At 56.6% G+C, this 13545-nt stretch carries 12 protein-coding genes and 1 riboswitch; of the genes, 11 read left to right on the forward strand and 1 reads right to left on the reverse strand.

From position 1 onward, the window contains the following. The first annotated feature begins 16 nt into the window (after window positions 1-16). From sbcB to K8I04_09570, 6 genes are all read left to right on the forward strand, one after another. Entirely contained in the window at window positions 17-1456 is a 1440-nt protein-coding gene (sbcB, locus tag K8I04_09545; protein MBZ0071953.1) for an exodeoxyribonuclease I, read from the forward strand. A gap of 594 nt (window positions 1457-2050) precedes the next feature. Continuing rightward, window positions 2051-2280: riboswitch (cobalamin riboswitch) on the reverse strand. Between the two features lie 118 nt (window positions 2281-2398). Beyond that, window positions 2399-2575, forward strand: coding sequence for a hypothetical protein (locus K8I04_09550; protein MBZ0071954.1), 177 nt, complete (start codon window positions 2399-2401; stop codon window positions 2573-2575). 115 nt (window positions 2576-2690) lie between these two features. Then, window positions 2691-3704 (forward strand): NAD(P)-dependent oxidoreductase, encoded by a 1014-nt coding sequence (locus K8I04_09555; protein ID MBZ0071955.1) that lies wholly within the window; start codon window positions 2691-2693, stop codon window positions 3702-3704. Window positions 3705-4008: 304 nt separating this feature from the next. After that, entirely contained in the window at window positions 4009-4581 is a 573-nt protein-coding gene (locus K8I04_09560) for a TetR/AcrR family transcriptional regulator (protein ID MBZ0071956.1), read from the forward strand. 276 nt (window positions 4582-4857) lie between these two features. Further along, complete coding sequence (locus tag K8I04_09565) at window positions 4858-5106, forward strand: MoaD/ThiS family protein (GenBank protein MBZ0071957.1); 249 nt, start codon at window positions 4858-4860, stop codon at window positions 5104-5106. 96 nt (window positions 5107-5202) lie between these two features. After that, window positions 5203-5964: a DUF3108 domain-containing protein gene (locus K8I04_09570; protein ID MBZ0071958.1), complete on the forward strand. Its 762-nt coding sequence runs from the start codon at window positions 5203-5205 to the stop codon at window positions 5962-5964. Window positions 5965-6117: 153 nt separating this feature from the next. Here the strand turns inward: K8I04_09570 and K8I04_09575 are convergent, their stop codons facing one another. After that, window positions 6118-6906: a VPLPA-CTERM sorting domain-containing protein gene (locus K8I04_09575; GenBank protein MBZ0071959.1), complete on the reverse strand. Its 789-nt coding sequence runs from the start codon at window positions 6904-6906 to the stop codon at window positions 6118-6120. Window positions 6907-7405: 499 nt separating this feature from the next. On the opposite strand from K8I04_09575, the gene K8I04_09580 reads away from it, so the two are divergent. The 5 genes from K8I04_09580 (at window position 7406) to K8I04_09600 (ending at window position 13541) form a co-directional block, all read left to right on the forward strand. Further along, the gene (locus K8I04_09580; GenBank protein MBZ0071960.1) at window positions 7406-9157 is read left to right on the forward strand and encodes a hypothetical protein; all 1752 of its coding nucleotides are present in this window, start codon (window positions 7406-7408) and stop codon (window positions 9155-9157) included. Window positions 9158-9334: 177 nt separating this feature from the next. Beyond that, entirely contained in the window at window positions 9335-9673 is a 339-nt protein-coding gene (locus K8I04_09585) for a cytochrome c (GenBank protein ID MBZ0071961.1), read from the forward strand. A 10-nt stretch (window positions 9674-9683) separates the two neighbouring features. Next, a complete protein-coding gene (locus K8I04_09590; protein MBZ0071962.1) occupies window positions 9684-10376 on the forward strand; it encodes a hypothetical protein in 693 nt (230 codons plus the stop codon). A 13-nt stretch (window positions 10377-10389) separates the two neighbouring features. Continuing rightward, the gene (locus tag K8I04_09595; GenBank protein MBZ0071963.1) at window positions 10390-11961 is read left to right on the forward strand and encodes an FAD-binding oxidoreductase; all 1572 of its coding nucleotides are present in this window, start codon (window positions 10390-10392) and stop codon (window positions 11959-11961) included. Window positions 11962-12074: 113 nt separating this feature from the next. Next, window positions 12075-13541 (forward strand): aldehyde dehydrogenase family protein, encoded by a 1467-nt coding sequence (locus K8I04_09600; protein ID MBZ0071964.1) that lies wholly within the window; start codon window positions 12075-12077, stop codon window positions 13539-13541. The last annotated feature ends 4 nt before the right edge of the window (window positions 13542-13545 follow it).

Raw genomic sequence — 13545 nt, forward strand, 5'->3', positions numbered from 1 at the left:
GCATGCATCGAAATTTATGACTACGACCCTTTACTGGCACGACTATGAGACTTTCGGTGTCGATCCCAAGCGAGATCGCCCTGCCCAGTTTGCTGGGCTACGCACTGACGAGGCGCTCAATGAAGTGGGCGAGCCGCTGGTTATCTACTGTAAACCAGCGCGGGATGTCTTGCCTCACCCGGAGGCCTGTCTACTCACCGGTATTACACCGCAGCTGGCGGAAGCGCAGGGTATTCTGGAGCCAGAGTTCATTGCACGCATTCACGCTGAGTTGGCGCAACCGGGTACCTGCGGTGTGGGTTACAACACCTTGCGATTTGACGATGAGGTGACCCGCAATACCTTGTACCGCAATTTTTACGATCCCTACGCACGCGAATGGCAGCAGGGCAATTCGCGTTGGGATCTTATCGATCTGGTGCGTATGACCTATGCTCTGCGGCCAGAAGGAATAGAGTGGCCCAGGCACGACGATGGCAGGCCCAGCTTTCGGCTTGAGGATTTGGCCGCGGCCAACGGTATCGGCCATGAGTCTGCCCATGATGCGCTGTCTGATGTGCGGGCCACTATTGGTCTGGCACGCCTGATCCGTGACCGGCAGCCACGTCTTTATGACTGGCTCTTCCAGCTTCGCAACAAACGGAAGGCGGCTGAACAGTTGGACCTGGTTGGGCACGAGCCTGTTATACATACCTCGCGCATGTATCCGTCGGAGACGGGTTGCACTACGCTGGTTATGCCATTGGTTGGTGAGCCTTGCAACAACAACAGTGTGTTGGTCTACGATCTGCGCCAGGATCCGAGTCCGTTTTTGGCATTAGACGTAGAGGGTCTGCGCGATCGCCTGTTCATTCGGGCCGAGGATTTACCGGAGGGTGTGGAGCGGCTACCGGTCAAATCTGTGAAGATCAACAAGTGTCCGGCCCTGGCGCCCAAGAAGACGCTCGATGAATCGATTGCCAAGCGTATCGCAATCAATCTGGATGCCTGTGCCCGGCATTGGGAACAATTGAATGCGGACAAGGGCTTCATGCAGCGAATTGCACAAGCCTACAACAGCAGGGAATTCAGTCCCTCCGGAGATGTCGATCTGGCGCTGTACGATGGTTTCCTCAATGATGCGGATCGTCCATTGCTGGCCAGGGTGCGTGACGCCTCGAAGCAGGAACTTGCACAAACACGTTTCGATTTTCACGATCAGCGGTTGCCCGAACTATTGTTCCGCTACCGTGCCCGAAATTGGCCAGAGGCTTTGTCGGCCGAGGAAGCTCAACGGTGGGAGCAATTTCGCCGTCATCTACTCCAGGATGCAGATGGAGGTGGCAGTATTACGCTGGCGGAATACCACGAGCGGATTGCGCTGTTACGGGGAGAGCGTGAAGGTGATGCGGCTGCACAGCGGATACTGGATGCAATGGATGAATGGGCGACGATTCTGAATACGTCAAATATTTAGTCGGGCTACATTATTCAAGGGCATGGAGCAGTGCATTTCGTTCCAGCGGTGGCATCCAGCGGCCTCGTTACTCAAGCATCATTAGCAAGATGGATGGCCTGCCCGGGAATCACTCTGAGCATTTCGGTTTAGTCGCCAAGAATGACTACAAACTCTTTAGGCGGCGTCGGTAGAGATACTGTAAAATAGGCAGGGCGGAGCATCTCCACAGAGTTGGACGTTCTTTGCCCCGATCTACTTGGTTCCTTGACCTGTTAGATGGATCATTAGGCAAGAAACGAAATTATTTTTAAGAAATTTCTGAGCATGGTATTTTTCATGGTATTATCAATTAACTGGAAAATAAGTCATTGAAAATAAAAGATAAAAATGGCTTATTTACAATAGAGTGGGAGTGACCGGCACTGGCTGGTAATGTCTGGTCCTGACCGGCATTACAGCTGAGGCTTCAAATCCTGCGGTTGAGCGATAGGCTGTATAAAATACAGTATCGCAAGGACGCGGATCATGCCCCACCCGGGAGAGGGATGCTGAAAGTGTTTGCAGCAGCATTCTCACCGAAGCTACGCATGCTCGATCGCCCCACGCGACACAATAATCGGGTTGGCTTCTGGCCGGACTCCGGACTCGCGAGTGAGAAATCCTTCTCAGGTGCATCGACTTCCCTTGCGTTAAACACAATGGCTGATGATGTATCTTGACGCGCCCACCGTTGCGGGGGCAGCGTCAGAATTGACCTTAATGCATGTATGCGCAGGTCCACCGTCTTCCCGTTTCATTCCTCGGATGAAAATCCCAGGAACACCTGAAGCGGAATGGCAGGCGCGACTCTACGCCGCCGCCTTGGGGCGGTCGAGCATGCTGGCCGACGAACGGTACTTGTAAAATTAATATAAACGTATTACTTTCCATAACGCTTACTCGGCAGAAGGAGCAGCGGTTATGGAAAACCGGGCAACACTCAAGGAGCGCTACGGCACAACCGCACTGGTGACCGATGCCTCGTCAGGCATAGGTCGCGCCTTTGTGGCACAGCTGGCGGAAGCGGGCCTGCAGCTGATTCTGGTGGCGCAGTGGCGTGCGCTGGGAGCCATTCGCGTATCACTCAAGGGTGGATGAATCGTTTATTCAGGCTCAGTTACAGCCTGATGCCCGGAGGCATGAGCGTGGCGCTCAATCGTATTTTGATGGCGCCTCGTGCTGATGAAAATATCGACCCAACGGAGGGGCAATCATGAAAACAGTACTGATAATGGGCGCGACAGGGTTTGTTGGTAGCCATATCCTCGAAGCATTCATGCAACGTAATGATCCCACATTACTTATTGTCGCTGCCTGCCGCGATAAGCGGAAGCTACTGCCTGAATTTAACGGAGAGATACGCGAAGGCGATTTACGCGATGCAGTTTATCGAGGGACTGTCGTCAAAGACATTGATGTCCTCTGCAACGCTGTGGCCTGGAGCTCGCTTTGGGGTAATGTCGAAAATTCTCGGCGGCTGTTCCTCGAGCCCAATCTGGCCTTGATCAAGGTCGCCCGCTCAGCGGGTGTGAAACGTTTCATCAATACCAGCACGACCAGCGCTGCCTCGCCCCGGGATTCCAGTGACCCTCAGAGCAAGGGTATACCGCGCCTACTCTGGCCGCACTTATGCAATGTTATCAAGATCGAGGATGCATTACGCAACATTGCGAGTGCAGATTTTCAGGTGACTAATCTGCGCCTGGGCATTTTTGCAGGTCACCGCTATTCTCTGGGCGTGCTGCCCATCCTCGCGCCACGCCTGAAAACGCATCTGGTGCCCTGGGTGTCGGGTGGACGTACCAGCCTGCCGATCATTGATGGGCGTGACATCGGCCAAGCCTTCATGCGCGCGGTCCTCACTGAGGGCCTTGACGATTACGAAGGCTTCAATATCGTTGGTCCAGAAATACCAACCGTACGCGAGGTTATAAACCTACTACATGAGGAATTCGATCTTCCGAAACCTCATTTCAGTGTACCCTTCGCCATCGCCTATCCGTTCGCCTGGTTGATGGAAAAGCTCGATCCCATTATGCCCTGGGAGCCATTGGTGACGCGCAGCATCATTCATCTGATGGAAGAGGTTGGTGTGGATAACGCTAAAGCTGAGCGATTGCTTGGTTATCGCCCAACGCATCCTTGGCGTGAGGCGGTACGCACTCAGATGCAGGAAATGTCAGTTCGCCAGACACGGTCTATGTCGATGGCGTTGCCGGTCAGCTGATCTGATGACTGCGTGTTTTGAATATCTGTTCAAAAGCCATCTCGCGACAGTGGATGGTGTGCGTCTGCACTATCTGAGTGAAGGCGAGAGGCCGATCACCCGAAAGAGATCAGGTTGTAAGGCCGTCTGAGGCAGGTGAACTTAATGGAAAATATACCGGCAGAACATCTGCCTTTTGAGTGGAGAAGTGCAATTTAATTGGGGGTGGAATGTAACAATATCTTACACCTATTGGATGGGCTGAGCATGCCATTGGCCTGGACGGGGCGGTACAATAGGTGTATTGCCCAACGAGTCGTGGTGTATGGCACTTAAACGTAAAGGTCAGGAATTTCGGCAGCATATCGTCGAGGTGGCTAACCGGCTGTTTTATCAGCGCGGTTACAATCAAACCTCGTTTTCAGACATTGCTGAAGCGGCAGAGATGTCGCGTGGGAATTTCTATTACTACTTCAAAACCAAGGACGAGATCCTGGAATCAGTATTGGAATCTCGTCTTGAGGATATCCGCAGTATGTTGGCGGAATGGACTGCGACGATTGCTGAACCACGCGAGCGTCTCAAACGCTATGTGCAAATCCTGCTAAACGAAGAACAGAATATTCTGCGCTACGGTTGTCCCATGGGGTCATTGACTGTGGAGCTCGGCAAGACACAGCTGGCGCTGCAGTCGCACTCGACGGAGATGTTCGAAGTATTTTTCGAATGGCTCAAGACGCAGTTTCTAACGCTGGGATGTGGTCGAGTGTCACGTGACAACGCGCTGCATCTACTGGCTGCGACGCAGGGTGTGAGCCTGATAGTGAATGCCTTTGAGGATAGTGCCTTTCTCCGCAAAGAGGCCAGTCACCTCAAGCAATGGATTGATGAGTTGTAATTATATTCCTGCGTCACCGACTTGTCAGATTCATCCGCCAGCCGAATTGCTTCCAGCTTGAATTCCTTGGAATATCTCGTGTACGGTCTCTCGCTCATCGAACACTCCTCCTGGGCCACGGTAGCCCTTTCTTGAGTGTCCGTTAAACTGGGGGAGGTTTACTCTGACCCCTTGAATGGCTCCTTGAATGCTGACCCCTTGAACGCGCCTCCTATTGACCCGCGTCCACGCAACGAACAGACTAGTCGCCTCTGAATCTCAGCTAGTGTCTGTTCCATGGATAGAGTCCTTTATTTCAGCAGCCTGCCCGACCGCATCGGCCGCGGTGTAGAGGAATTCTTTTTGTCCAAGAACGTCAAGAGCACTCGCGAACTGCTCGCCTATCTGCGCCTGCGCGGCGAAGAATGCAACAAGGCTCTGCAGGAAAGAAAAGTCAAAATAACCGGCAACAAGGAATTTCTGGAACTGGATGACGCCATTATGGATGACGACGAGATTGCCATTATTTCAGTGGGTCTGACTTGAGCCATGCCGCATCGTAAGAAACCGATCTCAGTCATGCGACTTCCCCGCCCCCGATACTTTCCATGCCGCCGCGCAATCCTGGCGGTACTGTGCCTGATGCTGCTCCTGCCCGTACCCGAAAGCCGCGCCACGGGATGGGATGGCGAGTTCGAACAATTACGCTTCCGTCTCAGCTGGCTGTTCGTGCATGCCGGCACCGCGGTGATCCAGGCCGCACCGCAGGAAGATGGTGGCGCCGAATACCGCATCGACTCCTGCTCCACGCCGGCCCTGGATCTGATTTATAAGGTACGCGACCAGATCCTGGCCCGCACGCGCCTGAACGATGGTTACCAGGCTTCCGCACACTACCGCTTCCAGCAGAATGAAGCTCGCCGCCAAGAAGATACCGAAATCGTGTTCAGTGAAGACTCAACGGCAACGGTCACTGATCACCGAAAGGGTGAAACGACCACGTTCGTCCTGGCCCCGGGCACCCTGGATATGGTGACTGCTTTTTTTGCCACTCGCGCCCTGCCTCTGGCGGCGGACGGTGACTACCGGCTGCCGGTATTCGACAAGAAGACCAGTTATGATCTGGTCATCGACGTGGTGCGACGGGAAGTCCGCGATACCGCGCTGGGCAAGGCCACCCCGCTGGTGGTCATCCATCCACGGCTACAGACCGACGGTATTTTCAAGCGCAAAAGTGACATGCACATCTGGCTGACCGACGATGCGCAACACATCCCGGTACGCATGGAGTCCAAGGTGACAGTGGGGAAAATTATTGCCGCGCTGGAGCGCGTGGAGCGCGAACCACCGACGCTCGACCCCAAGCAACTGGCCTGCGCGAGTATCAAAGGGTCAGAGTACTAGTATCAAGGGATCAGTCTGAGCCCTTGAATGTGTCCCAATAGCCTCAATTACTTCCGGGCGGGAAAGGGCTGTACGGTGCATTCGGTCATTGCCGCTACTGTAACGGCAATCACTACGCACCGCACGGCCAGGTCCCCGCCCCCCACATTGAGCTCAGGCGGCTTTTCTTTTCGCGAATCCGAGCAGACCGGCAATGCCCGATGCAAACAACCAGACGGCGGCTGGCACAGGCACTGGCGTGGGTGTGTATTCATACGTCAATGTCACACTACCCGCAAAAATTTCTGTTGAGATAAGCCCGTACACCTCATCCTCGGATACATTGTTCAGGGCAAAGACGGCACTGTCAGATGGGTGATAACTGCTGACCGTTAAACCTCCCAGCACACCTGTGCCCAGCAGATTTCCGAGCCCGATTTTTTCCAGTGTGTTTCCGATAATCCAGCTTTCATCGGCAAACAAAAAGCTGTAACCAGTGGAACCAAAACAAGGTTCCGCAGAAGCTTCACCCGCGCACGAGGGCCTGATATCGGTCGTGGCACTCGCCAGCGTGGCCGTTGTCGTCGGTGAGGTAAAGAAAGCGACGACGGTGGTGATGCCCGCTGTGTAACCGTCCCAGGGATAAAATTCCGCGCTATGCGGCATAGAAGGATCGATACTTTCATAAACGCCGACTTCACCCTCAACAGTAACCGTAAAGTTCGTTGAAAGCGTAACTCCGGTCAATGTACCCAGGGCAGGATCGAACTGTTGCAAGTCGGAAATATTTGAGCGCACTACGTCCAGGTATGAACTCGTGCCACTGGTGGCGCTATACCACGTCTCCTGGGAGTTACCCGAGAAGTTGCCGGTAGTGGAAATGGTCGCGGCATTTGCCAGACCGACCCCGAACACTGCGCAACCCAGCGCGAGTGGCTTTATCGTCCTGCGTAAACGATTCATTATTGGTTTTTCTCCTGTAAGCCGGCTCGACGCCTGCGAGATGCATGTAATTAATCCTGTAAAGTCCCAACAGCCCATAGCAAGTTCTGATCCAGCATTTGGCGCCGGTTGTTAACTTATTGTTTTATCATGGTTTATACTTCTATAAAGTCCTGTTACTGGCATCCATGCAGACGACTGTGTAAATAATATCGACAGTCGTACCTCTTGGGATATCCGACATAACCAGCAAAAATTACAGGCATTATCAAAATGCGTCGATAGTTTGACTGCTGTCGGTATTTTTTACACTTACTGTAATTGTCGATGCCTTTTACAGCCAGGCGATGAACGTCCGCCTGTACGCACAAGCCGCGGTCAAACATCCTGTCGGCTCGGGCTACATCGCCCGACACGCGCTCATACGAGCTCCATCCAGCATGCCCGTCCGACTCACATAACCCTGCCCTGGTCTATACTTCCTACCCCCTTGAGTGGAACAGAATCAGGAGGGCCGGTCATGGAGCAGAAGGTGATTGGGCGACAGATTCTGGCTCTGGTGGCGACCTGCCTGCTTGTGGCCTGCGAGCAACAGGAGGCAACACCGGTCGCGGCCGGTGAGGCGCAGAAGACGGGTAGCGCACCGGTATCGTTGGAGCCGGCGGCCAGAGAAGCGGCCGCAACGGTGCCGCTCTACGACGACCTCGGCGACCATCACTACGCCATCAGCTCGGATGTGCCGCAGGTGCAGGCCTATTTTGACCAGGGGCTGCGGTTGTACTACGCGTTCAATCACGCCGAGGCCATCCGGGCGTTTCGCGCCGCGCAGCAGCTGGACCCCCGCTGCGCCATGTGTTGGTGGGGTGAGGCGATCGCGTCGGGCCCCAATATCAATCTGCCCATGGACCAACCCGCGGCCCGGGTGGCTTATGGCGCGTTGCAGCAGGCGCTCGCCCGACGAGACGATGCCAGCGAACGTGAGCGGGCCATGATCGACGCACTGGCGGTTCGCTATGCAGCGGACGCCCCCGAAGACCGGGCGCACCTGGACCGGGCGTACGCGGATGCCATGGCCGGGCTGGCTGCCGCATACCCCGACGATCACGAGATCGCCGTCCTCTACGCTGAGTCCCTGATGGATATCCGCCCGTGGGATTACTGGGAAGCGGACGGCAGCCCGAAACCCGGTATCGCCGAGGCGCTTGCCAGCCTCGAAGCGGTGATCGCAAAAAACCCGGAACACCCGGGGGCGTGCCATTTCTTCATTCACGCGGTGGAAAAACTCTACCCGGAGCGCGCGGTGCCCTGTGCCGAGCGCCTGGCCAACCTGATGCCGGGTGCCGGTCACCTAGTACATATGCCGGGGCACATCTATATCCGCGTCGGGCGCTACCTCGACGCGGTCGAGGCCAATCGGCACGCGATTCACGCGGACGAAACCTACATTCGTGACCAGAACCCGGCCATGGGCATGTACACGGCCGGTTACTATCCCCACAACTATGATTTCCTGGCCTTCGCCACCATGATGATCGGCCAGGGCGATGCCTCTGTGGAGGCCGCGAAAAAGGTGGCCGCACTGATCCCCGCAGAGCTGCTCGGCACCCCCGGAATGGATTTTCTGCAGCATTGGTACAGCCGGCCATTGCTGCTGCAGATCCGCTTTGCCCGCTGGGATGCGATACTCGCCACTCCGGAGCCCGATGCGGCTTTTCCCCACATGAGCGCCATGTCGCACTACGCGCGCGGGCGTGCCTTTGCGGCCACCGGTGATGTCGCAGCGGCGACCGTCGAACTGGAACAGCTGCGGAAGATCCTGGCGAGCAACGTGCTGGCGGGTGTGAAGATGGAGTTCAACGAATCGGCCGATCTGTTGGCCATCGCCGAAAAAGTACTGGCCGGCCGGATACACGCGGCGGCCGGGCGATTCGATGCGGCCGAGCGCGACCTGCGCGAGGCTGTCGCCGCCGAAGACCGGCTTCGGTATGGCGAGCCACCGGATTGGACCGTTCCCGTCCGTCAGGATCTCGGTGCCGTGTTTCTGGCAGCGGGTCGTTATGAGCAGGCCGAGCAGGCATTCCACGAGGATCTGCAACACTTCCCCCTAAACGGCTGGTCATTGCATGGCCTCGCCGTGGCGCTCCGGGAGCAGGGCCGCGAGGAGGAAGCGGCCGTTGTGCAAGCCGACTTCGAGCGGGCCTGGGAAACGGCGGATGTGGAGCTTGGATCAGTCGATGAAGTGACGGGAAATAAAGTTGGGCGCAGGGATTAAGCCGAAATCCGTCCACCCTCGTCGTAGACCCAAACGCGCCTTACTGCCTTCATGGCAGGTATAGCACGGCCAGTCGATGACCGTCGCGACTTGTGCAGTATGTTCCCTGCACGCAGCCATGTTCGTTTTCCTCCTATACTTCCTATACTCCGATTTACTTACTGTGGAGAATCAGAGATGTCATATCCCGTGAGCGGCAAGGCTGCGAAATGGGTACTGGTGGCGAGCGTCTTGCCTTTTGCTTTGCTGGCAGCATCGGCCCAGGCGCAGGATGACAGCCAATGGGGCGGCGGCAAGAATCTGTATGACAAAGTCTGCGCCCATTGCCACGCCCCCGAGGTCGGTGTGGGTCCGGTGATCGCAGGGCGCGGTCTGCCTGAAGTCTATGTCAAACTCACCGTACGCAACGGTTTCAATGCCATGCCGGCCTTTCCGGCTTCCTTTATCGACGATGAATCCATTGCTCAGGTGACCGAATACCTGTCGACCCTACCGGCCCCGACAGCCCAGCCTTGAGGAGCCTGTCATGAGTGTAAATCGTCGTTTCGTGCTCAAGGGAATGGCCCTGGGCAGCATGGCTGGTCTGACCATGGGTAGTTGGGTGGGTGCTTTGTCCGGCACCACCGCCAGGCCGATCGCCAATGCGGCAGGCCGGCCAATATTGGCGCTGATCAACGAGGGTGCGGCCGAGTCGGTTTTCCTGGACGGCGCCATGGCGGCCAGCAGTTCACGGCTGCAGGTACAGAGGCCTGGCCGCGATCTGGGCTTCATGCTGAATTTCGAGCGCCAGTTGCGCAGTGGCCCGCCGCTGCGGGTCATTGGTTTGCTGGATGATGCCTCGGCCGCCCTGATGGTGGATATGGCGCGCAGCGCCGGCGCGCGCGTGCAATGGCTCGGGCAGCACACCGCCGAAGCCGGGTTCACCCGCCATCATCTGCTCACTACCGACATTGCCGTGGGCTGCTCCCGGCAGTTCAGCCGCCAGCTGCATGCCTGTGGCGCTGGTTTCAGTCTGGACGAAGAGCATCACGGCGGTCCGCTGGTGCCGCGCCAGCTGACTGGGTCAGCGCGCAGAGGCAATCAGTCCGCACAGTGGGCCGCCAGTATTGGTTATCTGCTGGCTTCGCTGGGTGCGCACCCGGCCTTGACCACCCCATGGGCGCCCACTGCGGGCAAGCCGGTCACCGGCAGCTTTGTTTCTTTTTCGATCGAGGTCTGAAGGAGTCGGATCAATGTCTGAACAAAATACTACGGTGCTACCCAAAGGGGTGGTCCAGAAGGAATTTGACCAGGCGATCGAGAAGTTCCGCGCCTTGCTGGGCGAAGAAAACGTATTGGTCAAAGCCGACCAGCTGGTACCTTACAACAAGATCATGATGCCCGTGAAGAATGCGGCGCATGCGCCCTCAGCCGCCCTGACCGCGACCACCGTCGAGCAGATTCAGGGCGTGGTAAAGATCTGTAATGAGCATCGTATCCCGATCTGGACCATCTCCACCGGGCGTAACTTCGGTTACGGCACGGCCGCGCCGGTGGCGCGTGGCCAGGTCATCCTTGATCTGAAAAAGATGAACAAAATTATCAATATCGATCCGGTCATGTGTACCGCACTGGTCGAACCCGGCGTCACCTACGGGCAGCTGTATGACTATATCCAGGAGCATCAACTGCCGTTGATGCTGTCGTTCTCCGCACCATCGGCCATTGCCGGGCCGGTGGGCAACACCATGGACCGCGGCGTCGGCTACACGCCCTATGGCGAGCACTTCATGATGCAGTGCGGCATGGAAGTGGTCATGGCCAACGGTGCTGTCTATCGCACCGGCATGGGTGGTGTTGAGGGCAGCAATACCTGGCAGATCTTCAAGTGGGGCTATGGTCCGACGCTGGATGGTATGTTTACCCAGGCCAACTACGGTATCACTACCAAAATGGGTTTCTGGCTGATGCCCAAGCCACCGGTATACAAGCCGTTCGAGGTCATCTTCGAAAACGAAGAGGATATCGTCGAGATCGTCGATCTGTTACGTCCACTGCGGATGTCCGGGACCATTCCCAACTCAGTGGTCATCGCCAACATTCTGTGGGAAGCAAGTAGTGGCAATGTGCGCCGCTCAGCCTATACCAGCGAGCCCGGACACACCCCCGACCGTATCCTGGAAAAAATACAGGAGGATACCGGCATGGGTGCCTGGAATCTGTACGCTGCACTGTACGGCACTCAGGAGCAGGTCGACGTGAACTGGAAGATCGTCTCCGATGTGTTCAAAAAGCACGGCAAGGGGCGCATTGTCACCCAGGAAGAGGCTGGCGATACCCAGCCTTTCAAATACCGTGCCGAACTGATGTCCGGCGTGCCAAACCTGCAGGAGTTTGGTCTGTACAACTGGCGCGGGGGCGGTGGCTCCATGTGGTTCGCACCGGTCAGCGAGGCTCGTGGCAGTGAGTGCCGGAAGCAGGCGGCATTGGCCAAGCGCATCCTGCACCAGTACGGCCTGGATTATGTAGGCGAGTTCATCGTCGCTCCACGCGATATGCACCACGTCATCGATGTCCTCTACGACCGCACCAATGACGAGGAAACCAGTCGTGCCGATGCCTGCTTCAACGAGCTGCTGGATGAGTTCGAGAAGCAGGGCTATGCGGTGTACCGTGTGAATACACGTTTTCAGGAGCGTGTGGCGCAGAGCTACGGCCCGGTCAAGCGGGATGTGGAACACGCCATCAAGCGTGCACTGGACCCGAACAACATTCTGGCGCCGGGCCGCTCGGGCATCGATCTGGACACCTATAAAAAGGCCTGATCGTTCCGTCTATATACATAGTGAAGTTCCCAGGCCAGCTCCATAGTACGTTTCCCATCAACGAATACACTGGCAACAAACGTACACAATAGATGTAAAGCGAGGTCGGACCCATGAGTGAGAACTACCGGAATTTTCATCTGCAACTGCTGGCGGGAGAGTGGCGCGAAGGCAGCGGCGAAGAATCCCATCCTGTGGTAAACCCATATTCCGGCGAGACGTTGACTTCAATCCGCGCAGCTACCTCCGACGACCTGGATGCGACGTACCAAAAGGCCGCAGTGGCGCAGGTGGCCTGGGCAGATACGCCGGCGGCGGAGCGGGCTGCACTGATGCTGCGTGTGGTGTCGATCTTCGACGTGCGTAAAGAAGAAATCATTGCTTGGCTGGTCCGCGAGGCCGGCAGCACGCGGCTAAAAGCCACCATCGAATGGGATCTCGCCCGCACGATCACCCTGGAAGCGGCAAGTATGCCTTCCAGAGTCCAAGGCGCTACCATGAGCAGTGACATTCCAGGGAAAGAAAACGCGGTCTATCGCCGGCCATTAGGCGTTGTGGGTGTGATCAGCCCCTGGAACTTCCCACTGCATCTCTCGCAACGTTCCGTGGCGCCGGCGCTTGCCCTGGGTAATGCGGTGGTGATCAAGCCGGCAAGCGATACGCCGATCACCGGTGGCTTGTTGCTGGGCCGCATGTTTGAGGAAGCGGGCCTGCCAGCGGGTGTGCTGAGTGTGGTGATCGGTCCGGGATCGGCCATCGGTGATGATTTCGTAGCGCATTCCATACCCTCCATGATTTCTTTTACCGGCTCAACGCCGGTCGGCAAGAACATCGGCAAGATCGCCACAAGTGGTCGTCACCTCAAAAAAGTCGCGCTGGAACTGGGTGGCAACAGCGCGTTTGTGGTGCTTGATGATGCGGATGTCGAACAGGCTGTGAAAGCGGCGGTGTTTGGCGCGTTTTTGCATCAGGGGCAGATCTGTATGGCCATCAACCGGATTATTGTCGATCAAGGCCTGTATGACCGTTTTGTTGCAGGGTTTATCACTCACGCCAGCAAGCTGAAGGTCGGCGACCCCTCGGCGGTGGAAACTGTCATCGGCCCGATCATCAATAAAGCCCAGCTCGAAGGTCTGCAGCAGAAAATTGCCAAAGCCAGAGAGCAGGGCGCAAAAGTACTCCTGGATGGCGAGATTCACGGGCAGATGGTACCGCCACACGTCTTTGGCGACGTAACGCCCGATATGGAAATCAGCCGCGAGGAAATCTTCGGCCCGCTGGTGGGTATTCAGAAAGCCCGGGACGAACAACACGCCCTGGAGCTGGCCAATGGTACGGAGTTTGGTCTCTCCAGCGCCGTATTCTCCGGTGATCTGGACAGAGGCCTGAGATTTGCCCGCAAGATCAGGGCCGGCATGACGCATGTTAACGATATGCCGGTGAATGATGAGGCACACCTGCCGTTTGGCGGTGAGAAAAATTCCGGGCTGGGCCGTTTCAACGGCGACTGGACCATCGAAGAGTTTTCCACCGTGCAGTGGGTGAGCGTGCAGCGGGTTCCGAGACAGTATCCGTTCTGATCGC

This window comes from Gammaproteobacteria bacterium, assembly GCA_019911805.1.
Taxonomy (GTDB): Bacteria; Pseudomonadota; Gammaproteobacteria; order Thiohalobacterales; family Thiohalobacteraceae; genus JAHJQQ01.